The sequence below is a fragment of the Paraburkholderia sp. BL27I4N3 genome, from assembly GCF_003386115.1.
Lineage (GTDB): Bacteria > Pseudomonadota > Gammaproteobacteria > Burkholderiales > Burkholderiaceae > Paraburkholderia.
In genome coordinates this window covers 5,932,714-5,958,328 of record NZ_QREJ01000001.1, presented here as the reverse complement: position 1 = coordinate 5,958,328, position 25,615 = coordinate 5,932,714, and the positions used below count along the sequence as shown (strand labels likewise).

Annotated in this window: 24 protein-coding genes; 14 read left to right on the top strand and 10 right to left on the bottom strand. The window is 62.1% G+C overall.

Going from position 1 to position 25,615, the window contains the following annotated elements; translation table 11 throughout:
• Window positions 1-15 precede the first annotated feature (15 nt).
• From B0G71_RS27070 to B0G71_RS27050, 5 genes are all read right to left on the bottom strand, one after another.
• Window positions 16-813, bottom strand: a complete 798-nt coding sequence (locus tag B0G71_RS27070) for an ATP-binding cassette domain-containing protein (RefSeq protein WP_116123531.1) — start codon at window positions 811-813, stop codon at window positions 16-18.
• A gap of 19 nt (window positions 814-832) precedes the next feature.
• Complete coding sequence (locus tag B0G71_RS27065; protein ID WP_116145623.1) at window positions 833-1,819, bottom strand: ABC transporter permease; 987 nt, start codon at window positions 1,817-1,819, stop codon at window positions 833-835.
• 90 nt (window positions 1,820-1,909) lie between these two features.
• Window positions 1,910-2,914, bottom strand: a complete 1,005-nt coding sequence (locus B0G71_RS27060; RefSeq protein WP_116123532.1) for a sugar ABC transporter substrate-binding protein — start codon at window positions 2,912-2,914, stop codon at window positions 1,910-1,912.
• 447 nt (window positions 2,915-3,361) lie between these two features.
• On the bottom strand, window positions 3,362-4,126 hold the full coding sequence (locus B0G71_RS27055; RefSeq protein WP_116145621.1) for a flagellar brake protein: 765 nt from the start codon (window positions 4,124-4,126) through the stop codon (window positions 3,362-3,364).
• Between the two features lie 251 nt (window positions 4,127-4,377).
• Window positions 4,378-5,409: a LacI family DNA-binding transcriptional regulator gene (locus tag B0G71_RS27050; RefSeq protein WP_116145619.1), complete on the bottom strand. Its 1,032-nt coding sequence runs from the start codon at window positions 5,407-5,409 to the stop codon at window positions 4,378-4,380.
• A 194-nt stretch (window positions 5,410-5,603) separates the two neighbouring features.
• Here B0G71_RS27050 and B0G71_RS27045 point away from each other — a divergent pair, with 194 nt between their 5' ends.
• The 5 genes from B0G71_RS27045 to B0G71_RS27025 all read left to right on the top strand — a co-directional run bounded on the left by B0G71_RS27045 (window position 5,604) and on the right by B0G71_RS27025 (window position 12,232).
• Window positions 5,604-6,758, top strand: coding sequence for an ABC transporter ATP-binding protein (locus B0G71_RS27045; protein ID WP_116145618.1), 1,155 nt, complete (start codon window positions 5,604-5,606; stop codon window positions 6,756-6,758).
• Between the two features lie 11 nt (window positions 6,759-6,769).
• Entirely contained in the window at window positions 6,770-8,755 is a 1,986-nt protein-coding gene (locus tag B0G71_RS27040; protein ID WP_116145616.1) for a beta-galactosidase, read from the top strand.
• An 87-nt stretch (window positions 8,756-8,842) separates the two neighbouring features.
• Entirely contained in the window at window positions 8,843-10,096 is a 1,254-nt protein-coding gene (locus B0G71_RS27035; protein WP_116145614.1) for an ABC transporter substrate-binding protein, read from the top strand.
• A 296-nt stretch (window positions 10,097-10,392) separates the two neighbouring features.
• Window positions 10,393-11,370: a carbohydrate ABC transporter permease gene (locus tag B0G71_RS27030; RefSeq protein ID WP_106277311.1), complete on the top strand. Its 978-nt coding sequence runs from the start codon at window positions 10,393-10,395 to the stop codon at window positions 11,368-11,370.
• A gap of 10 nt (window positions 11,371-11,380) precedes the next feature.
• Window positions 11,381-12,232, top strand: a complete 852-nt coding sequence (locus tag B0G71_RS27025) for a carbohydrate ABC transporter permease (RefSeq protein WP_106277313.1) — start codon at window positions 11,381-11,383, stop codon at window positions 12,230-12,232.
• Between the two features lie 240 nt (window positions 12,233-12,472).
• On the opposite strand, the gene B0G71_RS27020 is transcribed toward B0G71_RS27025, so the two are convergent.
• The 3 genes from B0G71_RS27020 to B0G71_RS41490 form a co-directional block, all read right to left on the bottom strand.
• Window positions 12,473-13,267, bottom strand: coding sequence for an alpha/beta hydrolase (locus tag B0G71_RS27020; RefSeq protein WP_116145612.1), 795 nt, complete (start codon window positions 13,265-13,267; stop codon window positions 12,473-12,475).
• Between the two features lie 115 nt (window positions 13,268-13,382).
• Window positions 13,383-13,733: a DUF4148 domain-containing protein gene (locus B0G71_RS27015; RefSeq protein ID WP_116145610.1), complete on the bottom strand. Its 351-nt coding sequence runs from the start codon at window positions 13,731-13,733 to the stop codon at window positions 13,383-13,385.
• A gap of 62 nt (window positions 13,734-13,795) precedes the next feature.
• Window positions 13,796-13,945 (bottom strand): hypothetical protein, encoded by a 150-nt coding sequence (locus B0G71_RS41490; RefSeq protein ID WP_181916833.1) that lies wholly within the window; start codon window positions 13,943-13,945, stop codon window positions 13,796-13,798.
• A 464-nt stretch (window positions 13,946-14,409) separates the two neighbouring features.
• Between B0G71_RS41490 and B0G71_RS27010 the strand changes: the two genes are divergently transcribed.
• The 4 genes from B0G71_RS27010 to B0G71_RS26995 all read left to right on the top strand — a co-directional run bounded on the left by B0G71_RS27010 (window position 14,410) and on the right by B0G71_RS26995 (window position 18,201).
• Window positions 14,410-15,654, top strand: a complete 1,245-nt coding sequence (locus B0G71_RS27010) for a Crp/Fnr family transcriptional regulator (RefSeq protein WP_116145608.1) — start codon at window positions 14,410-14,412, stop codon at window positions 15,652-15,654.
• 72 nt (window positions 15,655-15,726) lie between these two features.
• Complete coding sequence (locus tag B0G71_RS27005) at window positions 15,727-16,491, top strand: flagellar motor protein (protein ID WP_116145606.1); 765 nt, start codon at window positions 15,727-15,729, stop codon at window positions 16,489-16,491.
• Between the two features lie 49 nt (window positions 16,492-16,540).
• Window positions 16,541-17,209: an OmpA family protein gene (locus tag B0G71_RS27000; protein ID WP_116145604.1), complete on the top strand. Its 669-nt coding sequence runs from the start codon at window positions 16,541-16,543 to the stop codon at window positions 17,207-17,209.
• Between the two features lie 137 nt (window positions 17,210-17,346).
• On the top strand, window positions 17,347-18,201 hold the full coding sequence (locus B0G71_RS26995; RefSeq protein ID WP_116145602.1) for a helix-turn-helix transcriptional regulator: 855 nt from the start codon (window positions 17,347-17,349) through the stop codon (window positions 18,199-18,201).
• An 89-nt stretch (window positions 18,202-18,290) separates the two neighbouring features.
• On the opposite strand, the gene B0G71_RS26990 is transcribed toward B0G71_RS26995, so the two are convergent.
• Window positions 18,291-18,851 carry a thioredoxin family protein gene (locus tag B0G71_RS26990; protein ID WP_116123543.1) on the bottom strand — a complete coding sequence of 187 codons (561 nt, stop codon included), beginning with the start codon at window positions 18,849-18,851 and terminating at the stop codon, window positions 18,291-18,293.
• Between the two features lie 210 nt (window positions 18,852-19,061).
• On the opposite strand from B0G71_RS26990, the gene B0G71_RS26985 reads away from it, so the two are divergent.
• Genes B0G71_RS26985 through B0G71_RS26975 form a run of 4 tightly spaced genes read left to right on the top strand, consistent with a single transcriptional unit; the run spans window position 19,062 to window position 21,622 of the window.
• Window positions 19,062-19,433 carry a GFA family protein gene (locus tag B0G71_RS26985; RefSeq protein ID WP_106277324.1) on the top strand — a complete coding sequence of 124 codons (372 nt, stop codon included), beginning with the start codon at window positions 19,062-19,064 and terminating at the stop codon, window positions 19,431-19,433.
• Complete coding sequence (locus tag B0G71_RS42115; protein ID WP_258875669.1) at window positions 19,430-19,552, top strand: hypothetical protein; 123 nt, start codon at window positions 19,430-19,432, stop codon at window positions 19,550-19,552. Before B0G71_RS26985 ends, B0G71_RS42115 begins: the two co-directional genes overlap by 4 nt.
• A gap of 7 nt (window positions 19,553-19,559) precedes the next feature.
• A complete protein-coding gene (locus tag B0G71_RS26980) occupies window positions 19,560-20,300 on the top strand; it encodes a response regulator (protein ID WP_012426490.1) in 741 nt (246 codons plus the stop codon).
• Window positions 20,297-21,622 carry a HAMP domain-containing sensor histidine kinase gene (locus B0G71_RS26975; protein WP_116145600.1) on the top strand — a complete coding sequence of 442 codons (1,326 nt, stop codon included), beginning with the start codon at window positions 20,297-20,299 and terminating at the stop codon, window positions 21,620-21,622. The genes B0G71_RS26980 and B0G71_RS26975 overlap by 4 nt, the downstream gene beginning before the upstream one ends.
• Window positions 21,623-21,652: 30 nt before the next feature.
• On the opposite strand, the gene B0G71_RS26970 is transcribed toward B0G71_RS26975, so the two are convergent.
• The gene (locus B0G71_RS26970) at window positions 21,653-23,326 is read right to left on the bottom strand and encodes a cyclic nucleotide-binding domain-containing thioredoxin-disulfide reductase (protein ID WP_116145598.1); all 1,674 of its coding nucleotides are present in this window, start codon (window positions 23,324-23,326) and stop codon (window positions 21,653-21,655) included.
• 316 nt (window positions 23,327-23,642) lie between these two features.
• Between B0G71_RS26970 and B0G71_RS26965 the strand changes: the two genes are divergently transcribed.
• On the top strand, window positions 23,643-25,559 hold the full coding sequence (locus B0G71_RS26965) for an SMP-30/gluconolactonase/LRE family protein (RefSeq protein ID WP_116145596.1): 1,917 nt from the start codon (window positions 23,643-23,645) through the stop codon (window positions 25,557-25,559).
• The last annotated feature ends 56 nt before the right edge of the window (window positions 25,560-25,615 follow it).

Sequence of the window (25,615 nt, the reverse complement as noted above, 5' to 3'; positions counted from 1 at the left end):
AGCAGGATGCGCGCATCATGCAATCGCCTTGACGTCTGCTTCCTTTGCGCCGGTCATGATTGCCACCGCCTCCGACATGTGGATGTCCGCCCGGTTCACGAGCGCCGCGCGCCGGCCGAGTCGCTGAATATGAATGCGGTCCGCGATCTCGAACACGTGCGGCATGTTGTGGCTGATGAGGATCACCGGCAGGCCGCGATCGCGCACGCGCCGGATCAGTTCCAGCACCATGTTGCCTTCCTTCACACCGAGCGCGGCGGTCGGTTCGTCGAGAATCACCACGTGCCGCGCGAACGCCGCGCTGCGTGCTACGGCCACGCCCTGGCGCTGGCCGCCCGAGAGCGTTTCCACGGCCTGGCGCATCGAACGGATACCGATCTGCAGGTCTTTCATATGCGCGGTCGCTTCGTCCAGCATGCGGCGCTTGTCGATCATCTTGAAGATCGAGCCGCGCCAGCCGGGCTTCAGCAATTCGCGCGCAAGGAACAGGTTTTCGGCGATGCTCATGGCCGGCGCCACGGCGAGTTCCTGATACACCGTCTCGATGCCTTGCGCGCGGGCATCCAGCGGGCTGCGGAATTTGACCGGCTTGCCGTCGAGCAGAATCTCGCCTTCATCCGGCACCGTGGCGCCGGAAAGGGCCTTGATCAACGACGATTTTCCCGCGCCGTTATCGCCGATCACGGCCATGATCTCGCCGGGCAGCACTTCGAAATCGCAACCGTCGAGTGCGGTCACATTGCCGTAGCGTTTGATGAGTCCGCGCGCCTGCAGAACGGGCATCGTGGAAGAAGCAGAAGTGGGGGTAGACATGACGGATTCCTCTGGCTGTTCAACCGCGACGATGGGAAAGTTTGTCGGCGGCCACCGCGAGAATCACCAGCATGCCGGTGATCAACACCTGGTAAACCGAAGAAACGCCGATCAGGGTCAAGCCATTGCGAAACACGCCGACGATCAACGCGCCGAGCAGCGTGCCGACAATCGAGCCGCGTCCGCCGAACAGGCTCGTGCCGCCGAGCACGACCGCGGTAATACTGTCGAGATTCTCGGTTTGTCCCGCCTGCGGATCGCCCACGCCGGTACGCGACACGGACAACAGCGCGGCGATGCCGTAGATCGCGCCCGCCAGCGAGTACACGGTCAGCAAGATCTTTTGCGACGAGAGGCCCATCAGGCGCGCGGCCTCGGGGTTATTGCCGAGCGCGTACAGATGCCGGCCCGGCACGGTGTCGCGCAACACGAACCACGTGGCCAGATACATCAGCAAGGTGAGCACGGTGCCGTACGTGACATCCGCGGGGCCGAGCTTGAATGTGTTGCCGAAGAACATGATCGCGTCCGGCAGGTTCGACACGCTCTCCGCGTTCGAATAGATCTGCGTGAGCGCGAAAGCGATATTCAACGTACCTAAGGTGACGATGAAGGCAGGCAATTTGATGCGCGTGATCAGCACACCGTTGAGCGCGCCGAACAGCGTGCTCGCGCCAACGCCGCACAGAATCGCGACGACCGGCGGTACGCCGAGCGTGACGGCGAATTTGGTCATGATGATCGAGCCGAACGCCATCACCATGCCGCACGAGAGGTCGATGCCCCCAGTCAGCACGATGAGCGTCTGGCCGATGGCGATGACCGCGACCACCATGGTTTGCTGCAGAATCAGCGAGAGGTTCTGGAACGACAGGAAGCGGTCGCTTTGCGAAATGAAGAAGCCGCACGCCAGTACCAGTGCGATGAGTGGCCCGACTTCGGCAAGCGATGGCATGCGCTCGGCGAACGAACGCGAGTGGCCGGCGGGCGCGGAAGGAGTCGACATGATAAATGACCTCGATGCAGAAGCGCGGCGCTTTGGCCACGCGGCAAATGCGATGGCGGCCCGGCGAAGCGGGCCGCCGTTCAGTGCGTGTTACTTGTTGCCCCAACAATTGTCGAGGCCGAACTTCGTATCCTTGCTGTCAATGCCGGACATCGGTTTGTCGGTGATCAGCGTCACGCCGGTGTCCTGATAGCCGGAGACCTTCTTGCCGGTCTTCGCGTACTCGACGCCGGCCGTCACGCCGAGCGAGGCCATCTTCAGCGGATACTGCTGCGAGGTCGCGGCGATCGCGCCGGCCTTGACGTTGCGCACGCCTTCACAGCCGCCGTCGATCGAGACGATCATCACGCTCTTATCCTTGCCCGCCGCCTTGAGCGCGCGGTAAGCGCCCGCTGCCGCCGGTTCGTTGATGGTGTAGACCACGTTGATGTCCGGCGACTTCTGCAGGCAGTTTTCCATCGCCGTCTGGCCCTTGGCCTGGTCGCCGCGTGTGTCCTGGCTGCACACCACGGAAGGATCGCCTTCCTTCACGCCGAAGCCTTCCAGGAAGCCGTTATGACGCAGCACGCCGACCGAGACGCCGGGCGCGAGATCGAGCGTGGCGATCTTCGCGGGCTTGCCGTTGAGCGCGGCTTTCGCGTACTTGCCGATCAGCACGCCGGCCTTGAAGTTGTCGGTGGCGAAGAGGGCGTCGGTGGCGTCTTGCGGATCGGTCGGCGTGTCGAGCGCGACCACCATCACGCCGGCGGCGCGCGCTTTCTTGATGCTCGGCACGATCGCCTTGGTGTCGCTCGGCGTGATCAGAATCGCTTTCGCGCCGGCCGTCATCATGTTTTCGATGGCGGTGACCTGACTCGCGTTGTCGCCGTCGAACTTGCCGGCCGCGGTGATGAGCTTCGCGCCGTCTTTCGAGGCGGCCGCTTCGGCGCCCTGTTTCATCTTGACGAAGAACGGGTTGGTGTCGGTCTTGGTGATGAGGCCGACGACCGGCTGGTCAGCCGCCTGGCTCGCACTCGCACACCATACCGCCGATGCCGCGACGCACATCGACACGATTTTCCTGGCGACAGGAAGCCTGCGGGAATTCAGATTCATGGGACGCTCCTCCGGTTTTTGGCAACGACGTTGTGGTACTGGCGGTTGCCTGCGCGAACGCTGCGCGCTGACAACCTGGTTTGCGATCTGCTGCGCGATGACGGCGGTCTGAATCGACTTCGAGCTGGGTCGATTCGCGCCGCCTAAATCACTCAAGTTGATTTAGTACAGCAGGCGCATCGACTTGCGTCAAGGAAATCATTGGCATGGAACGATTGCGCGCGCCACTCAGCAAGCTGGCTGGACGCCTTATGTGGCGGGGTTTCGGCGGAATGGTGCGATGCGAGATCGAGTGTTCGGGCTTGGGGAAAGTCCTGGCTCGGATGAAGGCGAATTGAAAGCTGATTGAGGTTTTCTCGACGCCAAATCGTTGGCGTCGCGAGGGTATTCAGCGAACCCTGAAGTGCGCGGATATCGTGGTTATCACGATGTCCATGACGAATCGGCCTAACGGCGCGGTGCGAGTGCTTGCCGCCTCGTTTCGAGTTGCGTGACGACGCGTTGCAAGGTCCGCTCGGCAGGGCCTGGCGTCGCGACGAACTTGCAGCCGATCACAAAGCGCCGGTCGCCCTTCGCTGTGGTTATCTGTCGTGGCGCGACGATTTCCAGATCGAGTCGCAGCATGCCGAAGCTGCCAAGTTGCAGTGCGACGCCGCGCAGCACCGTGCCGCGTTCGAGCGAACCGAAGCGTTCGTCGGCGGTCTTTACCGCGATGCCGCCCAGCGAGAGATCCTGCAACTCCAGCCGGAACGAGCCGCCATCCGCATATTGACCGCTTGCGACGTACGGGTCGAGCACGGGCGTTTGCACGCGGAAGAATTCGCGGCGTTGAATGTAGTAGATCAACGCAGGGAAGGGCGCTTCGAAAGCCGGCAAACCGTCGAACTGAGTCGGCGTGGCATCAAACGCTGTGAACTCGGTGCGAATGCCGCCGGGCAGGCTGCGGAACGTCAGCTGCCGGGCCGCGGGCAAGGCCTCGTTGTCATCGGCCGCGCTACCGGCGTCGAAGACAAAGCGCGCATTGCGCGAGTCGACATCGAGTATCTGCGTGACGATTTGCCGGCCATTGAACTCGATCGTGACGAAGTCCTGTCCGGCCATCAGTTGGCGCAGACACACGGCGATTTGCAAAGGGTGGCGCTGCGCGAAGTTCGAGTCGGCGTCGAGGGTGTGTTCGGCGACGTCAGCGTCCAGCGAGAGATCGGCAATCATTCGAATATCCATGCGTGTTATGGCCTTGGCCCGGCCGGTTGGCGAGCGCGGACGGCCTCTGGGTCGTCGCGGTGCTCGGCCTTTCCCTGTTTAATTGCAGGGACCGTGCCAACTGCATGGATCGCTGGATGAATGCGCTGCGCTTGCGGCGGTGCCGCTTGCGGCGGGCGTTTGCGGATAGCGCGTGAGGAGCGCGGCGGGTGCGTAGCGAGGATTCGCTACGTAACGTCCGCGATGCTGTTACGGCCACATCAGCGCGAACGCGGCACGCCCGTGGATGCGCGCACAACCAGTTCGGGCGGCGAGGCGATGCGCATCGGTACGCCGGCCGTTGGGCGACCCGCCTGTCCATACGACGACTCGATCAACTCACGCAACAGCGATACCGCGAGCCCGGCGACTTCGACCGTCGGCACCGCGACCGTCGTCAACGCGGGACGCGACTCGCGCGCGAGTTGAATGTCGGTGATGCCGATCACGGACAGGTCCGCCGGCACGTTCAGGCCGAGGTCGGCGGCGGCGTGCATCGCGCCGAGCGCGGGCAGGTCGTTGGTCACGAAGATCGCGGTGAGCTTCGGATCGCTTTCGAGCAGCGCGCGTGCCGCTTCGTAGCCGCCCTGGATCGTATCGGCCGCATGTTTGACACGACCTTTCTGTGCGCCGCCGGCGCGCAGCGCATCGACAAAACCTTCGTAGCGGGCCGCATGAATGCCCGAGGCCTTGCTGCCGACAATCGCGCCGATCCGCCGGTGGCCGAGCTCCAGCAAATGCGCGCCCGCCAGTTCGCCGGCACGCCGGAAATCGACCGCGACGCACGGCAAGCCCGGCGGCTCGTTAGGCCGCTCCCACATGCATAGCACGACTGGCGTGCCGCGCGCTTCGGTCGTATGAAGATCGGCGAAATCGAGGTTCGCGTTCGTCACGAGCACGCCTTCGGAGAGCGTGCCGGCGATCTGGTCGAGATACGCGCGGCCGGTGTGCGGATCTTCGTTCGTATTGCAGATGATCACGAAGTGGCCGCTCGTGCGCGCCGCGCGTTCCACGGCGAGCGCGAACTCCGGATAGAACGGGTTGGCGATGCTCGACACCATCAATGCGAGCGTCGGCGCGCGACCTTCGGCGAGGGCGCGAGCGGCGAGATGCGGGCGGTAGCCGAGCGCTTCGACGGCTTCGAGCACGCGCTGCCGGGTGGTCGCGCCGACCCGCCCGCGATTACGCAGCACGTTGGATACCGTCGCCGGGGTGACGCCGGCATGACGCGCGACTTCGCTGAGTGTGGGCATGATGTTTTCATTATTTGGGACGACTGCCCGACATTTGCATCGCGCGCCGAGGCGCGGCACCATCTGTCGCACAGACAAAACGAACTCGGAGACAGGCAAGGCGCAAACGATCCCAAGCGATCGATTTTTTTCGGCCTTGCTGATTAAGCGCTTAATCTCCGACTTCGAGCCGATTAAATCACGGAGTCGATGCAATGGCGAGCATTTCGTTAAGAGGCGTGCAGAAGGCGTATGGCGACGGCGCGCCGGTGATCCGCGACGTGGATCTCGAGATCGGCGAGAACGAGTTCTGCGTGTTTCTCGGTCCGTCTGGCTGCGGCAAGTCCACCTTGCTGCGCATGATCGCCGGACTCGAAGACCTCACGGACGGCGACCTCTCGATCGGCGGCAAACTCATGAACGACGTGCCGGCCGCGCAACGCGGCGTGGCGATGGTGTTCCAGAGCTACGCGCTGTTTCCGCACATGAGCGTGTTCGAGAACATGGCGTTCGGCCTGAAGCTCGCTAAAACCCCTAAGGATGAAATCGACCGCAAGGTGCGCGAAGCCGCCCGCATCCTGCAACTGGAAGCGCTGCTCGATCGCAAGCCCAAGGCGTTGTCGGGCGGCCAGCGGCAGCGGGTGGCGATTGGCCGCGCGATCGTGCGCGAGCCCGGCGTGTTTCTGTTCGACGAGCCGCTCTCCAATCTCGACGCCACGCTGCGTGGCCAGACTCGCATCGAAATCGCGCGGCTGCACAAGCAGTTTGCCAAAGCCAGCGTGGTCTACGTGACGCACGACCAGATCGAGGCGATGACGCTCGCCGACAAGATCGTGCTGCTGCATGCCGGCAAGGACACCGAGCGCTACGGCAGCATCGCGCAGATCGGCGCGCCGCTCGAGTTGTACCACCGTCCGAAGAGCCGCTTCGTCGCGGGTTTCATCGGCTCGCCGCGCATGAATTTTCTGCCGGGAAAAGTGGCCTCGGTCGATGCGCAAGGCGTCACCGTCACGCTCGATCACACGCACGAAACCATGCGGGTGCCGGTGAACGGCGCGGGGCTGCAAACCTCGCAAGCGGTCACGCTCGGCGTGCGCCCTGAACACCTGGAATTCGTCGATCCGTCTTCCGTCGCACCGGACGACGCGCTGCTGACACGCACCGTATCGCTCGTCGAACAACTCGGCGAACACAGCTATGTCCACCTCGATCAGCCCGGCGGCGCCGCGCTGATCGCCAAAGCGCCGGGCAATACACGCCTCGCGCCCGGCGAGCGCGCGAGCTTGCGCGTGCCCCGTTCCGCCTGCCACTTATTCACCGAAGACGGCTTTGCCGCCGCTTCGCTGGAATCCGTCGAACACTACGCATAGAGGACATTCGGATGCGCCTTGGAGTCTGTTATTACCCGGAACACTGGCCGGAGTCGATGTGGGAAGACGACGCTCGCCGGATGAAAGCCCTCGGCATCGAACAGGTGCGGATCGCCGAATTTGCCTGGAGCCGGATCGAACCGACGCCGGGCGAATACGATTGGGGCTGGCTCGACCGTTCGATCGACGTGCTCGGCGCGGCCGGCCTGCAAGTGGTCATGTGCACGCCGACCGCGACGCCGCCGAAGTGGTTGATCGACCGCCATCCGGACATTCTGCCGGTCGGCGCCGATGGCCGCCCGCGTGCGTTCGGCTCGCGACGTCATTACGACTTCTCGTCGCCGTCGTATTTCGCCGCGTCGCAGAAAATTTGCACGGCCGTGGCCGAGCGTTACGGCAAGCATCCGGCTGTCGCCTACTGGCAAACCGACAATGAGTTCGGCTGCCACCACACGGTGGTCAGTTATTCGCCGGCGGCGGTGGGTCGCTTTCGCGAGTGGCTCAAAGCGCGCTATCACACCATCGACGCGTTGAACCGCGCATGGGGCACGGTGTTCTGGAGCATGGAGTACCGCAGCTTCGACGAGATCGACGCGCCGGTTGCGACCGTGACGGAAGCGCATCCTTCGCATCGCCTCGACTACCGGCGTTTCGCCTCCGACGAAGTGGCTCGCTATAACCGCATGCAGGTCGAGATCATCCGCGCGCATTCGCCGGGTCGCCCGGTTGCGCACAACTTCATGCAACTCTTCACCGAGTTCGATCACTACAAGGTCGCCGCTGATCTCGACGTGGCGACGTGGGACAGTTACCCGCTCGGCGCGCTCGAAGAGCAATGGTTCGCGCCGGAGGTGAAAGCGCGTTGGCTGCGTAGCGGGCATCCGGACTTCGCGTCGTTCAATCACGATGTTTATCGTGGCATGTCGAAGCTGCCGTTCTGGGTGATGGAGCAGCAGCCGGGTCCGGTGAACTGGGCGCTGTGGAATCCCGCGCCGTTGCCGGGCATGGTAAGGCTGTGGAGCTGGGAGGCGTTCGCGCATGGCGCGGGCTGCGTGTCGTATTTCCGCTGGCGTCAGGCGCCGTTCGCGCAGGAACAGATGCATGCGGGACTGAATACGCCGGACAACCGCCTGGACGTGGGCGGCAACGAAGCGTCGCAAGTTGCCGGCGAGATTCGCACGGTGCTCGCCGCGAATGCCGACGCCAATGCTACGGTTCGTTCGAAAGTCGCGCTCGTCTACGATTACGAGGCGAAGTGGCTGTTCGAGATTCATCCGCAGGGCGCGGACTTTCACTATCCGCGCTTCGCCTTCGAGTATTACTCGGCGTTGCGTGCGCTTGGGCTAGACGTGGATATCGTGCCGGTCGACGCGCCGCTGGACGGCTACAGCCTGATCGTCGTGCCGCCGCTGCCGGTCGTGCCCGAGGCGTTTGCGCAGCGTCTGGCGAGTTCGGGTGCGCAGGTCGTGCTCGGTCCGCGCACGGGTTCGAAGACCAAAGATTTGCAGATTCCCGCGAACTTGCCGCCCGGCGCGCTGGCTTCGGTGTTGCCGTTGCGCGTGTGGCGTGTCGAATCGATGCGGCCGAACGTCACCGAAGCAGTGCGGCTCGCTGACGGCGAAGGTGCTGGCGCAGAAGACGGTTTCGCCCGTCACTGGCGTGATTTCATCGACACCGAAGCGGCGCAAGCGCTCGACGTGCGGGCCCGGTTCGCGGACGGCCATCCCGCGTACGTACACGGCGGCGCGTTCCATTACCTGGCGAGTCTGTTCGACGACGCGTTCACGGTGCGTCTGTTCACGCGCATCGCACAGGAAGCGGGACTCGAAACGATGCAGCTCGGCGACGGCGTGCGAGTGAGCCGCCGCGGCAGGCTGACCTACGTGTTCAACTACGGCGACGAAACGCACACGCTCACCGGCGTAGCCGACGACGCATTCGTGTTCGGTTCGCACGCGGTCGAACCGCAGGGCGTGGCCGTCTACCGAACCCAATGACGGTCTGACGCGCCGACGCAGTGTCCGATGAAATTCCACGCAGTAACGACAACGACGCAAAATCAAGGAATCAAGGAGACAGGCAACATGAAAATGAAACCACGCAAGATTCTGTTGGCACTCGCGCTGGCCGCCGCGGCGGCGGGGACGTCAGCGGTCAGCACGGCGCAGGCGGGTACGCTTACCGCCAACATCGCATTCAAGGGTGCAAGCCAGCGCGCGGTCTGGCAATCGGTCATCGACGACTTCAAGAAGGCGCATCCCGGCATCGACGTGAAAGTGTCGTTCGTCGACGAAGAAGCGTACAAGGTGCAATTGCCCGGCTGGCTGACCACGGTCGCGCCCGACATCGTCAACTGGCATGACGGCGAACGCATGGCCTATTACGCGCAGCGCGGCCTGTTCGAAGACCTGAGCGGCGACTGGGCGAAGAACGGCTGGAACGACATGTATGCGTCGACCAAAGAGGCTTCGTCGTATAAGGGCAAGCAGTATGCCGCGCCGACCGTGTACTACTCGTGGGGCATGTTCTATCGCAAGGATCTGTTCCAGAAGGTCGGCATTAGCGGCGAGCCGAAAACGTGGGATCAGTTTCTCGAGGACTGCAAGAAGCTGAAGGCCGCCGGCATCGCGCCGATCGCCGTGGCGGGCCGTGACTCGTGGACGCTCGCAGGTTGGTTCGATTATCTGGACCTGCGTTTGAACGGCAACGCGTTCCACCAGAAGCTGATGGCGGGCGAGATTCCATACACCGATCCGCGCGTGAAGAAGGTTTACACGACGTGGAAGCAATTGATCGATGCAGGCTATTTCATCGACAACTCGCTTTCCTACGATCTCGATTCGGTGCAGCCGTTCCTGTTCCAGGGCAAGGCCGCGATGATGCTGATGGGCACGTTCATCACCGCGGGTTTCCCGCCGAACGTGAAGCCGGAAATGGGCTACTTCCAGTTCCCGATCATCGACGCAAAGGTGCCGACTGCTGAAGACGGCCCGGTGGAATCGCTGCATATTCCGTCGAAGGCGAAGAACAAGGCGGATGCGCATACGTTCCTCGCGTTCGTCGAAACGCCGGAAATCGGCGCGAAGCTGGCGACCGGACTCGGCTCGCTGTCGGCGAACAGCAAGTCGCCGGAACCGGAAGATCCGATCTCCAAGATCGGCTTCCAGATTCTTGCGAACACCAAGGGCGGCATCGCGCAGTTCTATGATCGCGACATGACCAAGGAAATGGCCGACGAAGGTATGAAGGGGATGCAGCAGTTCATCTCCGACCCCACGAAGCTAGACGACGTGCTTGCGCAACTTGAGCAGACGCGCAAGCGGATCTACAAGAAGTGAGCGGCGGCGGCTGCGGGGCCGCCTTTCGTTGCGTTGAGTTGCATATCGGATCGGAGTAAGTGCTTTGCATGGGACTGGAGTAACGCGCTAAAGCGCGAACTCCAGTCGACAGCTAAAGCGCCGACTCTGGTCGACAGCTCTGCATGGGACCAGAGTAAGTGCTTTGCATGGGACTGGAGTAACGCGCTAAAGCGCGAACTCCAGTCGACAGCTAAAGCGCCAACTCTGGTCGACAGCTTTGCATGGGACCAGAGTAGGGCGCTAAAGCGCCAACTCTGGTCGACAGGAGAACGATTGTGTCGCATTCCGTCACCCGCCACACTGTCGGCGGTCATGCTGAACCCGGCGGCCCGGGGTTGCCTGCGCCGGGCGGCGCCGTGCGCGGCGGCAAGCCGGCCAGTTCGCGGCGGCGCGGTCCGTCGCCCACCGCGCGCCGGCAGCGGCGCGCCGCTTTTCTGTTCCTCGCGCCGGCCTGCGTGATGGTGGCCATCTACGTGGTGTGGCCGATCCTCTCCACCATCCGCCTGAGCTTTTTCAACTGGGATGGGATGAGTGAGCCGTCTTTCGTCGGACTCGCGAACTACGTCGAGTTGTTTCATGCGCAGACGTTCTATACGGCGCTCAAGAACAACGTCATCTGGCTGCTGTTATTCCTGCTCGCTCCGCCGATGGGACTCGCCGTCGCGCTGTATCTGAATCAGGCGGTGGCCGGCATCCGTATCGTCAAATCGCTATTCTTCGCGCCGTTCGTGTTGTCGGGCGTAGTGGTCGGCTTGATCTTCTCGTGGTTTTACGACCCCACCTTCGGTCTGCTCGCGATGATTCTCGGCCACGGTGTGCCGGTCCTCGGCGACCCACGCTATGCGACGTTCGGGATCGTGTTCGCGGCACTGTGGCCGCAAACCGCCTATTGCATGATTCTCTATCTGACCGGGCTGACCTCGCTGAACGCCGAGCAGATCGAGGCCGCGCGCATGGAAGGCGCGCGCGGCTGGTCGATGCTGTGGCACGTGATCCTGCCGCAACTGCGACCCACCACATTCATGGCGATTGTCGTGACGATTATCGGCGCGCTGCGCAGTTTCGATCTGATCTCGGTGATGACGAGCGGCGGTCCGTTCGAAAGCTCGACCGTGCTCGCGTATTACATGTACGACCAGGCGATCAAGTACTACCGCATCGGCTATTCGGCGGCGGTGGCGGTCGTGCTGTTCGCCATTATGCTGGTGTACATCGTTTATCACTTGCGGCGGATGCTGCGCGCCGAGCAATAAGGAGCCGACCATGTTTCCGATTCCCATCGACAAATGGAAGCCGGCCACTCGCCGCATCTACAAATTGACGCTGCCGGTCGCGCTGCTGATCTGGCTGCTGCCGATGATCGCCGTGCTCGTCACGTCCGTGCGTTCGACAGAAGAGCTGAGCGAGGGCAACTATTGGGGATGGCCAAAACACTTCGCGATGTTCGATAACTATCGCGAGGCGCTGACCACGTCGCCGATGCTGCATTACTTCTGGAACAGCGTGTTGATCACGGTGCCTGCCGTGGTGGGCTCGATTGCGTTGGCGGCGATGGCCGGTTTCGCTCTGGCGATCTACCGGTTTCGTGGCAATTCGACTTTGTTCGCGACATTCGTGGCAGGGAACTTCGTGCCGGTGCAGGTGTTGATGATTCCAGTGCGGGATCTGTCGTTGCAACTTGGTCTGTTCAATACCGTCAGTGCGCTGATTCTGTTTCATGTGTCGTTTCAGACCGGGTTTTGTGCACTATTTCTGCGTAACTTCATCAAGCAGTTGCCGTTCGAACTGGTCGAGGCGGCGCGCATCGAGGGCGCGAATGAATGGACGGTGTTCTTCAGGATCGTGCTGCCGTTGATCCGGCCGGCGCTCGCGGCATTGGCGATTCTCGTGTTCACGTTCGTCTGGAACGACTACTTCTGGGCGCTGTGTCTGACTCAAGGTGACGATGCCGCGCCGATTACCGTGGGCGTGGCCGCGTTGAAAGGGCAGTGGACCACGGCGTGGAATCTCGTCTCGGCAGGATCGATTCTCGCGGCATTGCCTTCGGTGGCGATGTTCTTTGCAATGCAGAAGCATTTTGTCGCCGGGTTGACGTTCGGGGCGACGAAGGGTTGACGTGGTTGTGTGTCGTGTTGAGAAGGGTTGCCCGCGAAAGCGGGCTTTTTTTCGCGGTGGTCAGTTCAATGTCGCTTGGGATATCAGTGCAGTGGCTTGCTCCGCGCGATGCGCAAAATCGATCTTCGTTTGAGGATCGAGCGCCCACGAGCATCGCCACGCTAGAGCAGCGTGGCGGGCAGCAAGCGATTGCCTGATAAAAAAGCTCTTCGAATCGCTCGGGAGTGTCTACACGCCAGTTCAAGACTGCGCGTGCTTCGCCGCGTCTTCGATGACCGCTGCCACTTCGTTCGGCCGCGATTCATAGACCGAGTGGCTCGCGCCGGGGATCACGGTCGTGTGGCTATGCGCACGTGCGTAGTACCAGCGTTCGAGATCAGGGTTGATGATCTTGTCGTCGGCCGCCACGATGCCCCAACTCGGCTTGGTCGTCCACGCAGCGACTGTCAACGGAGCGGAAAAGACTTTCGCGGCCGTCAAAATCTGCGAGTGCGATTCGAACTGCGCCTGCTTGAGCGGCAGATCGGCAGCGAAATCCTTCGGGAAATCCGCGGGATTCAGGTAAGTGTATCCGTCGCCGGTCTTCATGATCGCGCCCGGTTGCTTTGATGTATAGCTCGGCATACCCTTGCCAAGATCGCTTTCATCTTCGCCGACGGCCGGCGCGTGCGCGGCTACATACACCAGACCCACGACGTTCGGGTGCACACCGGCTTCGGTGATGACCGAGCCGCCGTAGCTGTGAGCGACGAGAATGGTCGGGCCGGTCTCCTGATCGAGCACGCGTTTCGTTGCGGCGACGTCGTCGTCGAGCGAGGTCAGCGGTTCCTGCACGATGGTGACGTGATAACCATCCTTGGTCAGTCTGTCATAGACCGGCTTCCAGCCGGAACCGTCCACCCATGCGCCGTGTACGAGAACAATATTGTGGACCGGCGCGCTTTGCGGCTTGGCGTCTTGTGCCATCGCGGCAGTCGAGGCGAAAAGGGCGGCAGACAACGACAGCGCCGTAGCGACGAAGGGCAAAACTTTCATGACACACTCCGGTTTCAGGTAAGAAATTTTTCTTGAAAAATTATTTCGAATCGCTTGATAAAAGTAGGAATCCTGTTGATATGAAGCGAGAAACAGGATTCCCGATACGTGGCATTCAACTGCCGAAGAAGACATTGCAGAAACTGACGGGGCCGACGCAGCTGGAATCGGTCGACGCGTGCTTGCGCATGCCGGACGAAGACCCGCCGTTCTGCGTCGCGCCGCCATACGACGACTGCGTCGATTGCGGAGCGGTCTGCGCGGCGACCTTTGCTTCGGCAGCCTGAATGGCCGCTGGGTAATCGGCATCATCCCCACGCGAAGGGTTGTAGCCAGCCTGTTCGAGGCGCACCAGATCGGCGCGCACCTCAGCGCGTGTGACGGGGCCGTTTGCTTGTGCGAAGCTCAGAACAGGAGCGGCCAACGTGCCGACGGCGAGAGCGAAACAAACCAGAGCTTTTTTCATGATAAAAATTCCTTTAAATGCGATGAGTTGAGAGGCAACGATTGCCCGGAACGTATGCTGATTTAGCTGCCGAAGTACGGGGTGCAGAAACCTGCGGGGCCGACACACTGCTGCGTGTTCGTGTGCATATGTTCTTTCGCTGAGACTTGCGTAGCGAAACCTGCCGAAGCAAGAACGATCAGCGAGAGAATGACGGAAAGTTTGCTTTTCATCTGGATACCTAACTAGTTAGAGATTAAAGATGCCTTGAGAATTGAGCGAAGCTACGTCTTTGCTTGTCCACCTACATGACCCGCTTGCAATGAGAGCCGCGTGTACATGCCTGTTTCGTCACTACCGTGCAGCGTTTGTCGCTGTCATGTAGGGGCGAACACATCGGGTTTCCGCTTATTCCAAATTTTTTCGCGATTGTGAAGAAAAATTTGAGTCTTACATTTTCCTGAACGTTTGGCGCACCGGCGGCTGGTGCTTGTGCCATGAAATGAAACAGCCGGCATCGCGCAAAGCCTTATCTAGTCGGGCTCCCAAACGTTGCGCGGTTAAGTCTGACGATTACATTTATTAAAGCTTTGCGTTTTGCATGTCGTTATCCAGTCAAATAATCAGGACCATCGGACATGCGCGGGCTTCTGCACGGCAAGCGCTGACGAGGAAATCGCTTTTCGGGGGAATCATCTTGAATCACCAACGATCGCCATGGTCGCGCACAGCGGCTCCGGGTGAAGTCATCTATTCCGAAGGCTTCGCGGGCGACGCCGTCGTCTACGTCATTGCGGATGGCAAAGTCGAAATCTCCACCCAGTGCGACGAGAAGAAGGTGATTCTCGCGACGCTGGGTAAAGGTGAGTTTTTTGGCGAGGCGGCTTTGTTGCCGCCCGAACCACGAGCGCACACCGCGAAAGCACTGAGCTTCTGCCAGTTGACCGTCATCGCGGCGAACGTGGTGGAGGCGGAACTCGAGCGTGTCTCGCCGTTGCTTCGCCATATCGTACGCACGCTGATCCGGCGAATAAAAAAGAAGGACGACGTCCTTGCCACCAATACGCACGCTGACTTTTTGCCGGGTGTCGTCTCCTATGCACACGTCCTTTCGCTGATGGCCGGCGGCGAGAACGCCGACAGGCTGGACGGCCGCATGCGTCGCGCGCAAGGAGAGGAATTCTTGGTGCCGCTGCCCGACGTAATCAGAAAGTGCCATGCCATTGCCGGCCATTCGCGTCCGCATGTAATGGCCATGCTCAAGCGAATGGAGAAACTCAACCTCGTGTCGCTCGAACCCGGCCGGTCCGATCGCCCGAGCACCGCCTCGGCACGCTATTCCGCGCAGGATGGCGCAACGAGCCGGCAACTGGTCACGTTCGATCCCGTGCGAATCACCGAGCGTGCCCAACAGGTGGCGGACCACGATCTCGATCTCTCCATTAGCAGCGAACTGGAACTGATCGAACTGGACGACCTGGAAGCCTTGATCGGCGTCGAGAAGAAGGTGATTCTCAACAAGTTGTCCCACGCGGAAATCGCGGAAGACCTTTTTGCGTTCCGCAAGACCAAGGTGCTGAATTACGTCGAGGAAAAAGGCATCAGCTATTTCTCGCGCCGCAATACCCGCGGTCTAAGCGACCTGAAGTCGCTCGACGATCTGGAGTATGTCGACCAACGAACCTTGTTCGAAGCGGTGAGCGCGTTCGACACATACGACCTCGCAAAACTGCTTTCCGCCATGACGGGTCAACCGGTCGGCGAGCGGCTGCTTTCGGTAATGACCGAAGCGAGAAAGAAAGAAGTCTCGTGGGTCATGCGTCGCGAGATCAAGATCGATCCGCTCGAAGTCGCCGAGATCGAAGAACGCTTTCTCGAGATCGTGCGAACGATCAAAGCTCCGGCGGCCACGGCTGCACCGCTTTCCAATCTGGACGCCTGACGCGCAACACGCAAACGGCAGGCCGCATCGGCTTCGAGGCTCGAAGTCGCGGGCGGCCATTCGAGAGGACGTATGGATCTGTTGACTGTATTTGGCGCGGTGTTCGGCGTGACGGCGATCGTCGCGGGTTTTTCGCTCGAGGGCGGCCACTTTACTTCGCTGTTTCAGTTGGAGGCGTTCGTCATCGTTTTGGGTGGCACCTTCGGTGCAGTGATGATTCAGAACACCTGGGCGAGGTTTTTCGACGGCATCAAGCAACTGCGCCTTGCATTCGTGAAAGCGCGGCAGGTCGATCGCGAGAGCCTGTCAGTTCTGCTCGAATGGGGCGATCAGGCGAAGTTGAACGGCATGCTGGTGTTCGAGTCGATCGAGGCGGGCGGCATCAATCCGTTTGCCAAGCGAGGTCTGGAGTTGCTGGCAAACGGTGTTTCGACGGCCGTGCTGGAAGACGCCTTGCAACGGGAACTGGATGCGTATGAGCGCAATCACATGTTGGCCGCGCGGATCTGGCAACAGGCAGGCGGTTACGCACCGACGTTCGGTATTCTCGGCGCGGTGCTCGGTCTGATTCAGGTGACCGGCCATATGCTCGAGCCCGCGCAACTCGGGCAAGGTATCGCCGTGGCTTTCGTTGCGACGCTATACGGCCTTGCGTTGGCGAATCTGGTCTTTCTGCCGTTGTATGGGAAGATCCGGGCGCAAGTGGACAGCGAATTGCGTTTCAGGCGCTTATATCTCGACGGCTTGCTCGCGATCTCGCGCAAGGAGTCGCCTCACACCATCGAGACGCGGCTCGCAGGTGATGTGCGGGAAAGATCGGCCGAGTTGCTGGGCTAGTGTGCTTCGACGGCAATCACACATAATCTCGGGTGTAAACTTTTCGGATATGAACACCTCCTCGGGTAACAAGCGCCTCATGGCGGACAAAACGGGCTACGACGCCGCCGATGAAGGCGAGGCGCAATCCGGGCGCTGGCTGATCTCTTACTCCGACCTCATCACCACATTGATGGTGTTGTTCCTTGCACTCTATGTGCTGCAGTTGGCCAAAACGAGAGAACTGGAAATCAAGGCCCTGGAGCGCCACGTGGTGACGGAAGCGGCGTCCGCTACGCCGGATGTTTCGAAGAAGCAGCTCCTTGCTCTGCTGGAGCCGCTGCGGGACAACCGCCAGATTACGATTTCGAACGCGGCCCAGGGCGTGGAGATCGCCATCAACGCAAAAATTCTATTCAATTCCGGCGACGCGCGTTTATTGCCGGACTCATTCGACGTGTTGAATCAAATTTCCGGCGTGCTGCGCGAGCGATCGAAGAACAACATTCTCGTGGAAGGGCATACAGACAATGTGCCCATTTCCACGGCGAAATACGAATCCAATTGGGAACTGTCTTCCGCGAGGGCCGGCGCGGTGGTTCGTTTTTTCGCGGACAAAGGCATCGAAGCGCACCGAATGGCAGCGATCGGCCGCGCCGACAATTTCCCGCTGATCATCGGCGACGACGCAGCGGCGCGCGCAGCGAATCGTCGCGTGACGATACTCGTCGAGTACTAGGTTGCCGCCTGCGCAGAGCAAGCTGGCACACGCCCGGCAGCATTCAGGCTGCCATTTTCCATTCGCGCTAGAGTATCGACAGTAGCGTCGGCGCAATGACACGGATCCGACGCACGAGAAAATTGTCGAGATCCCTCATGCCCGTCAACACTCTGCCTGATCCACTCGGCGCTGCATGCACTTCATTGGGCGGCTTTCTGCGCGATCGCCGCTCACGTTTGCAACCGGCACCGGATGCGCCGAGCCGGCGTCGCACGCCGGGTTTGCGGCGCGAAGAAGTGGCGGCGCGGGCTAACGTCAGCGTCGCGTGGTACACGTGGCTGGAGCAGGGGCGTGGCGGCCTGCCCTCGAACGAGGTGCTTGAACGGCTCGTCCGTGCGTTGGAACTCGACGCGGCGGGCCGCGAGATGCTGTTCCTGCTCGCGCAACAGCGACCGCCGCCGCTTGGCCCGTTCGCGCCGCAGCAGGTCACGCCGGCTTTGCAGAGAGTACTCGATGGCATGCCGAGCAGTCCCGCCATCGTGAAGACGCCGACGTGGGACGTCGTGGCCTGGAACGCGGCCGCGGTCGCGGTGCTCGGCGACTACGCCGCGGTGCCGGCGCGCGAGCGCAACGTGCTCAGACGTCTGTTCGGCGGGCCGGCCGTGCGTGAAAGCCAGCCGGATTGGGAGGAAAGCGCACGTGCGGCGCTCGCCGTGTTTCGCATCGATATCGCGCGTATTGGTGGGTCCGCGGAAGCCGCGGCGCTCGTCGTCGAACTGCAGGCGAGCAGCGCGGACTTCCGCCGCTTATGGGCGGAGAACGACGTGCGCAGTCACTGGATCGGCATGAGGCGTCTGCGCCACTCGCAGGCCGGCCCGATCGCGCTCGAGTATTCGGCCTTCGCAGTGGATGGCGGCGAAGGTCTGAGCATGGTCGTCTTTGCGCCGGCCTCGGCCGCGGACCTTCGCGCCGTGCAAGCGCTCATCGCGCGAACCACCCAGGCTGCGTGACGAACGATCGGGCACGTGTCGCGAAAGCGGCGAATTGCAGTGCTGCGTATCGCCGGAATCCGCGGATACATGCCGATACGAACCCGCGTTTATCCTTGTTGCGCGAGCAGGGCTTGAATCTTCGCTTCCGTCTTCGCATAGTCGCCTTCGCCGAAATGCGTGTAGACAATGCGGCCTTGCTTGTCGAGCAGATAGAACGCCGGCCAGTACTGATTGTTGTACGCGTTCCAGGTCGCATAACGATTGTCCTGCGCGACGGGATAAGTGATGCCGAAGCGTTTGATGGCGGTTTTCACGTTGTCGGTATCGCGCTCGAACGGATACTCGGGCGTATGCACACCGATCACCGTCAGCCCTTGGTCCTTGTATTTCTGATTCCAGCTTTTCACGTACGGCAGCGTGTTGATGCAATTGCCGCAGGTGTAAGTCCAGAAATCGACCAGCACCACCTTGCCGCGCAATTGCTGCAACGTGAGCGGATCGCTGTTGAGCCACTGCGAAATGCCGGTGAATTCGGGCGCCGCCGCGTTGGCCGCGAGGCCGGGCGCGACCGGTTCGGGCGACCCCGCGAAAGCGGCAATGCCGCTCGCGGCCGCGGCGGCGAGTGCGCTTGCGACGGCGAGCGTTTTGATCTTGGAGGCGGAGAGCATGTCAGTGTCCTTTCAGGAAGAGGCTAAAAACGGCAGTTCGCGTATCGGCAGCGAATGACCGTATTGAAGCGTCCACAGGTATCTGGCATGTGTCGCCCAAACCGCGCGGGTGCAATGTTGTGTATCTGTACGAGGTCCAGATACACTGCGACACAAATCCGCGTGCGAGCCAGGCTATAAAGCAGGCATTGCCAAAACACGGAGAGCACCATGAGCGCCGACTTGCTACAAGGATCCTGCCATTGCGGGGCCGTCAAATTTGAAGTGCGTAGCCCGGTCACCCCGGCCGGCCGCTGTAACTGCAGCCTGTGCCGCCGCAAGGGCGCATTGATGACGCCGCCGTTCCCGGCAAGCGAGTTAAAGATCCTGAGCGGCGAAGATTCATTGACGCTCTACCAGTTCAACACGCGGGTGGCCCGGCACTATTTCTGCAAGCATTGCGGCATCTATCCGTTTCATCAGACGCGTAAAGACCCGCAGTTGTGGCGAGTCAACATCGGTTGCCTGGAAGGCGTCGATCCGTATAGTCTGGAAGCGGGAGTCGCGGACGGCGCGAGCCTCTCCGTGCTGGAGGACGCATGAAACGCCTGCTGGCTATCGCCGTTTTCCTGACCGGCGGCCTTGCCGCCGAACTGGCGCATCCGGTGCAGTGTTCATTGATGGTTGCGAGCCGGGTGCAATTGAAACGCCACAAGAGATGATGCATTGATGGAAACCATCGATCACGTACTGATTGTCGACGACGACCGCGGCATCCGGGAATTGCTGGCCGGTTATCTCGAGAAGAACGGCATGCGCGTGTCGCTCGCGGCGAACGGGCGCCAGATGCGCGCGGCGCTGGAGCAGGGCGCGCCCGATCTGATCGTGCTGGATCTGATGATGCCCGGCGAGGACGGTCTGGTGCTATGCCGCGAACTGCGCGCCGGCAAATTCCGTGCTGTGCCGGTGCTGATGCTGACGGCGCGCAACGAAGAGGCGGACCGTATCGTCGGACTGGAAATGGGCGCGGACGACTACCTGCCCAAGCCCTTCGCCGTGCGCGAGTTGCTCGCGCGCATTCGCGCCGTGCTGCGGCGCGCGCGCATGCTGCCGCCCGGCATGCAGGTGACGGAATCGGCGCCGATGCTGGCCTTCGGCGACTGGCGCCTCGACACCACCGCGCGTCATCTGCTGGACGCCGAAGGCACCATGGTCGCGCTGAGCGGCGCCGAGTACCGCTTGCTGCGCGTGTTTCTCGATCATCCGCAGCGCGTGCTGACGCGCGATCAACTGCTCAATCTCACGCAGGGCCGCCAGGCCGATCAGTTCGACCGTTCGATCGATCTGATGGTGAGCCGTCTGCGTCAACGCTTGCGCGATGTCGCGCGCGAGCCGCGTTACATCAAGACGCTGCGCAGCGAGGGTTACGTGTTTTCCGCGGCGGTGACGGCCATCGGGGATCCGCAATGAACCGCTGGTCCTGGCTGCACTGGCCGCGCACGCTGTTCGCGCGGCTCGCGCTGATTCTGTTCGTCGGCCTCGCGCTGGCGCAGACCTTGTCGTTCTGGCTCACGCTGACCGAGCGCGACCAGACCATGACCAACGTGATGATGGGTTACATCGAGCGCGAAGTGAGCAGCTCGGTGGCGCTGCTCGATCATCTGCCGCCGAACGAACGCGCGCAGTGGTTGCCACGGCTCGCGCGGCGCAGCTACGAGTTCATCCTGGGTCCGGGCATTGCCGGCAGCCCGATCGATGCGCATCTGTCCGAGCGTGTGGCGCAGTCCATCGCGGACGGCATTGGCACGCGCTATCCGCTCACGGTGAATGCCGTTCCCGGCGACAAGGAACGCTTGCAGGTTCATCTGCAATTGAGCGACGGCACGCCGCTGACCATCGATATGCGCCCCATGTCGGGCGCGCCGCTGTCGCGCTGGCTGCCGCTCGTGCTGGCGTTGCAACTGGCGGTGCTCGTCGCGTGTTGCTGGCTGGCGGTGCGGCTCGCCACGCGTCCATTGCATCAGCTGGCGCTCGCGGCTGATACGCTCGGCCCGGACTTGAAGGCGGCGCGCCTGCCGGAGGACGGTCCGTCGGAAGTGTCGCGCGCCGCGCGCGCCTTCAACGCAATGCAGGATCGCATCGCCACCTATATGACCGAACGCATGCAGATTCTGGCGGCGATTTCGCACGACCTGCAAACACCGATCACACGCATGCGCCTGCGCGTCGACGTGATGGACGACGACGCGCAGGGTGCGAAGCTGCGCCAGGATCTGCAGGAAATGGAAAGCCTGGTGAAGGAGGGCGTGACGTACGCGCGCACGCTGCACGGCGCGACGGAAGTCCCCTGCCGTGTCGATCCCGACGCGCTGCTCGACAGTCTCGTCTGCGACTATGTCGACGCCGGCCAGGCGGTCAGCCTGGAAGGGCGGCTCGGCGATTCGCTGGTGACGCGTCCGCAAGCCCTGCGCCGCATACTCGGCAACCTGGTGGACAACGCGCTGAAATTCAGCGGCGCGGCGGAGATCACGGCGGCCAGTTTGCCGAGCGGAGAGACAGCGATCGCCGTGCTCGACCGCGGCCCCGGCATACCGGCGGAGTCGCTGGAAGCGGTGTTCGAGCCGTTCTACCGGCTCGAAGCGTCACGCAATCGGGATACCGGCGGCACGGGGCTGGGCCTCGCCATCGCGCGGCAACTGGCCATGGCAATGGACGCGACCCTCACGCTGCACAACCGTTCCGGCGGCGGTCTGGAAGCGCGCCTGACGTTGAGGAACCTGCGCAACGCGTAGCGGCCGTCGCGAATCATCAGGCACCTGGCCTCAGCGGCTCAGCGCCAGATATTGATGCAGCGACTGAATCGCGGCCGCTCCTTCGCCGACGGCGGCGGCGACCCGCTTGACAGAGCCGCTACGCACGTCGCCCACGGCGAAGATGCCGGGCCGGCTGGTCTCCAGATAATGCGGCGGCCGGTCGGACGACCACTGCGGCATTGCATCGGGACCGGTGAGCACGAAGCCGTGTTTGTCGAGCGCGACGCAATCACCTAGCCACCCGGTGCTCGGCTGCGCGCCGAGAAACAGGAACACATGGCGGATCGGTTTCTCCTCGATGCGGCCTTGACTGTCCCACTTGATCGATTCGAGTTGCGTCTCGCCGTTCAGTTCGACGATCTGCGTGCGCACATGAACGCTGATGTTCGCCGCGGCTTCGATGCGTCGGATCAGATAGTTCGACATGCTCGCGCTGAGTCCGTCGCCGCGGATCACGATATGCACGTGACGCGCGAATCCCGACAGAAACACAGCGGCCTGCCCAGCCGAATTACCCCCACCGACGATGATCAGTTCCTCGTTGCTGCAGAACGCGGCTTCCATATAGGTCGCGCTGTAATAGATGCCGCTTCCCTCGAATTCTTCGAGGCGCGGCAGCAGCGGTTTCCGATAGCGCGCACCGGTCGCTATAACAACCGCGCTGGCATAGACGTGTTCGCCGTAATTGAGGCGCAGGTGAAAGGGCGGCGCGTTCTCACATTCGATGCCGAGTACTTCGATGGGTACGCCGACTTCCGCGCCGAACTTGCGGCATTGAGACAAGCCACGGCCGGCGAGCGCCTGCCCTGAAATGCCGGTCGGGAATCCGAAGTAATTTTCGATTTTCGAGCTGGTGCCGGCCTGGCCGCCCGGCGCCTTGGTGTCGACCACCGCAACTCGTAGCCCTTCGGACGCCGCGTACACGGCGGCCGCGAGGCCTCCCGGTCCCGCGCCGACCACGACCACGTCGAACCGCTCGCCGTTCAGCCGGTCGGGGCTCAGGCCGATCGCATCGGCCACCGCGCGGTTGGTCGGCTGCTTCAGCACGTTGCCTTGCCCGGTGACGATCACCGGTATGTCGGCTTCGGTCGCGTCGTAACGCTCGAGCAGCCCTTTGGCTTCCTCGTGCTCGACGATATCGAAGTAGGCGAAAGGCTGCGCATTGCGGCTCAGAAAATGCCGCAGCACGAGCGTACTCCACGAAGCCGAACTGCCGATCACCAGCGTGCCGCCGTGCTGATCCTGAATGAACGCGACGCGCCGCAGGATATAGGCGCGCATGATCGTCTCGCTCAACTCCGCTTCGGCGACGACGAGCGCCCGCAGCGATTCCTCGTCGATCACGATCACTTCGCAATCGCTGGTGGCGCGTGCCGTCGCGACCGCGCCGCGGCCCGCGAGCGTTCCCACTTCGCCGGTGAAGCTGCCGGGGCCGTGCGTGCCGAGAACGTGGTGCTTGTCTCCGGCGCCTCGCGACGCTTCGATCGTGCCGGAGACGATGGTGAACATGGGAATGTGCCGTTCGCCTTCGGTGAACAGAACGTCGCCCGCTTTCAGCCGCCGGCGTTCGCCATATCGTTCGAGCACCGCAAACTGCTTTTCATTGAGCCTTGGAAAAATCTGATGATGACGGCTGCCGCCCGCCACCAGGTCTTCGGGTCTGCTTGACGATTTATTGCCCATGGAGCGTTCCGAATGGAGGGCGCGTGTTGCGCGCCGGGGTGAACTCGCGGCCGGATGCCGCATTGGCGCGAACGGTCCGAATGATCGGAGAGGACGGCGGACCGTCTTGTCCGCAGAGATTGTGCGCCTGAGTTTAGTGGTCGGTAAAGTGCGAAAAATAGGGGTGTGCCGCTTGCCAGCGGGCAGCTGCTCTCCATTTACATGCACGCTGCATGGTTTAACCACTGGGCCGGGAACGTTTCTTCATACCAAACACCAAGCTTTCATATCTGGCGAGGTACATTGTCGAGGAACGATTGTTCGGGGAGCAACACTCATGATCAAGCATCGCGTCCTTGCCGCGCTTCTATGCGCGGCAACCTGCATGTTCGCGCCGCTCAGTTACGCCCAATACACCACCGACTGGCTGGGCAATACGTTCGGCACACTCGCCACGCATGTGGGCAACACCGCGCGTTCGCTGTGGGTCGCGCCCGAAGGCGTGATCTACACGGCTTCGTTGTGGGACGAGAACGAGGGCGGCGTCGCGGTCTATCAGAACGGCCGGAGCCTCGGCTCGATCGGCACGCACGCCGACTTCCAGGGCAGCGCCATTACCGGCAATGCCACGTCGATCTTCGCAGCGTTGCAATACAACAGGTCGTTTGGCAGCGGCTCGGTGGGACGCTACAACCGGGCCACGCAGACGCGCGATCTGATCATTCCCGTCAGCGTGTGGACGTCGATACCGCATGCCGATGTCATCACCGGACTCGCAACTGCGGGCCCATTGCTGTATGCCAGCGACTTCTTCGGCAATCGCGTGCGCGTCTTTACGACGGACGGCGTCTGGCAGCAGGACATCAAGGTATCGAGCCCCGGCGCGTTGGCGCTGGATAGCGTCGGCAATCTGTGGGTCGCGCAGCAGAGCGCGGGCACGATCGTCGAATTCAGTCCGGCCGGCGCGCTGCTGAATACGATTCAGATGCCGGCGGCGGCGCGGCCTTCCGCGTTGTATTTCGATGCCGCGTCCGGGCAACTCATGGTCGGCGACCAGGGGCCGGACATGAACATCAAGCGCTACACGATCGCGGGCACGCCGGCGCTTGCCGGCACATTCGGCGTTCAGGGCGGCTATCTCGACACCACCAGCGGCGTCAAAGGACAGGTGGGCGACAAGCGCTTCACACGCGTGGCCGGCATCGGCAAGGACGCCGCCGGCAACCTGTACGTGCTCAACAATCCGTGGGGCGGCGGCTGGGACCTCGGCCGCAACGGCGCGACCGACCTTCACGCGTACGACAGCGCCGGCAACCTCGAATGGAAATTACAGTCGCTCAACTTCGAAGCGATCGCCGCGCCGGACCCATCGACGGACGCCGCCTACTTCTACAGCGGCACGCACATTTACACCGGCACGGCGGGCGGCACCTTCGTCGCGAACACGGTCGATCCGTTCACGTATCCGTCCGATCCGCGCCTGAACATGAACGACACGCAACGCGGCCAACACTTCGGCCAGCTCGTCACGGTCGGCGGCAACCGGATTCTGGTGGCGTCCGGACAGAACCCGGGCATCTTCAACTTTTTTCATTTCAACCCGGCGAGCGGCTACATAGCGATTCCGGACGCGTCGATTCCGGGGACGGCGTTCAATACGAACCTGCAGGTCACGGGCGGCTTTTGCATCGACAGCCGGGGCGATGTGTGGGCCGGGCTGGACCGGACCAATCACATCTATCACTATCCGCTAAGCGGCTTCGACGGCAATGGCAAGCCGTCATGGGGACCGGCGGTTACGATTTCCATTCCGCAGAGCATCCGGCCGCTCACGCGCATCCTCTACCTTGCGGAGAGCGACACCATGATCCTCGCGCAGGGCATTGCCGGAAGCTGGGACTGGACCGCCATGCGGTCGCGCATCGAGGTCTATCACGGCTGGAGCGCGGGTAACACCACGCGGCCCGATCCGGTGATCACGCTCACCAGTGCCAATCCCAAGTCGATCACGGCGGCGGGCAATTATCTGTTCGTCGGCTACGTGCATACGGTGCCCAATATCGACGCTTTCAATCTCACGACCGGCCGGCTCGTCACCACGCTGATCAGTTCGAGCCCCGCGACCGTGGATGTCGGCAACGACGTCGATTCGATGTACGGCCTGCGCGCATATCTGAGGGCAGCGGGCGAGTATGTGATCACGAAAGACAACTACAACGGATCGAGCATCGTGGTGTATCGCTGGACGCCGTGACGGCCGCGCGCATGGGCATGGCATGCCAGCCTATCGGATAAGATACGGCCCGCGCC

Bases quoted from the DNA above. Each gene is read 5' to 3' on its own strand.
- B0G71_RS26975 (WP_116145600.1), top strand. From the start codon at position 20,297: ATGAACCGCTGGTCCTGGCTGCACTGGCCGCGCACGCTGTTCGCGCGG.
- B0G71_RS27025 (WP_106277313.1), top strand. From the start codon at position 11,381: ATGTTTCCGATTCCCATCGACAAATGGAAGCCGGCCACTCGCCGCATC.
- B0G71_RS27040 (WP_116145616.1), top strand. From the start codon at position 6,770: ATGCGCCTTGGAGTCTGTTATTACCCGGAACACTGGCCGGAGTCGATG.
- B0G71_RS27005 (WP_116145606.1), top strand. From the start codon at position 15,727: ATGGATCTGTTGACTGTATTTGGCGCGGTGTTCGGCGTGACGGCGATC.
- B0G71_RS27055 (WP_116145621.1), bottom strand. From the start codon at position 4,126: ATGATTGCCGATCTCTCGCTGGACGCTGACGTCGCCGAACACACCCTC.
- B0G71_RS26980 (WP_012426490.1), top strand. From the start codon at position 19,560: ATGGAAACCATCGATCACGTACTGATTGTCGACGACGACCGCGGCATC.
- B0G71_RS41490 (WP_181916833.1), bottom strand. From the start codon at position 13,945: ATGAAAAGCAAACTTTCCGTCATTCTCTCGCTGATCGTTCTTGCTTCG.
- B0G71_RS26985 (WP_106277324.1), top strand. From the start codon at position 19,062: ATGAGCGCCGACTTGCTACAAGGATCCTGCCATTGCGGGGCCGTCAAA.
- B0G71_RS27020 (WP_116145612.1), bottom strand. From the start codon at position 13,267: ATGAAAGTTTTGCCCTTCGTCGCTACGGCGCTGTCGTTGTCTGCCGCC.
- B0G71_RS27045 (WP_116145618.1), top strand. From the start codon at position 5,604: ATGGCGAGCATTTCGTTAAGAGGCGTGCAGAAGGCGTATGGCGACGGC.
- B0G71_RS42115 (WP_258875669.1), top strand. From the start codon at position 19,430: ATGAAACGCCTGCTGGCTATCGCCGTTTTCCTGACCGGCGGCCTTGCC.
- B0G71_RS27070 (WP_116123531.1), bottom strand. From the start codon at position 813: ATGTCTACCCCCACTTCTGCTTCTTCCACGATGCCCGTTCTGCAGGCG.
- B0G71_RS26970 (WP_116145598.1), bottom strand. From the start codon at position 23,326: ATGGGCAATAAATCGTCAAGCAGACCCGAAGACCTGGTGGCGGGCGGC.
- B0G71_RS27050 (WP_116145619.1), bottom strand. From the start codon at position 5,409: ATGCCCACACTCAGCGAAGTCGCGCGTCATGCCGGCGTCACCCCGGCG.
- B0G71_RS26965 (WP_116145596.1), top strand. From the start codon at position 23,643: ATGATCAAGCATCGCGTCCTTGCCGCGCTTCTATGCGCGGCAACCTGC.
- B0G71_RS26990 (WP_116123543.1), bottom strand. From the start codon at position 18,851: ATGCTCTCCGCCTCCAAGATCAAAACGCTCGCCGTCGCAAGCGCACTC.
- B0G71_RS27035 (WP_116145614.1), top strand. From the start codon at position 8,843: ATGAAAATGAAACCACGCAAGATTCTGTTGGCACTCGCGCTGGCCGCC.
- B0G71_RS27000 (WP_116145604.1), top strand. From the start codon at position 16,541: ATGAACACCTCCTCGGGTAACAAGCGCCTCATGGCGGACAAAACGGGC.
- B0G71_RS27015 (WP_116145610.1), bottom strand. From the start codon at position 13,733: ATGAAAAAAGCTCTGGTTTGTTTCGCTCTCGCCGTCGGCACGTTGGCC.
- B0G71_RS27065 (WP_116145623.1), bottom strand. From the start codon at position 1,819: ATGTCGACTCCTTCCGCGCCCGCCGGCCACTCGCGTTCGTTCGCCGAG.
- B0G71_RS26995 (WP_116145602.1), top strand. From the start codon at position 17,347: ATGCCCGTCAACACTCTGCCTGATCCACTCGGCGCTGCATGCACTTCA.
- B0G71_RS27060 (WP_116123532.1), bottom strand. From the start codon at position 2,914: ATGAATCTGAATTCCCGCAGGCTTCCTGTCGCCAGGAAAATCGTGTCG.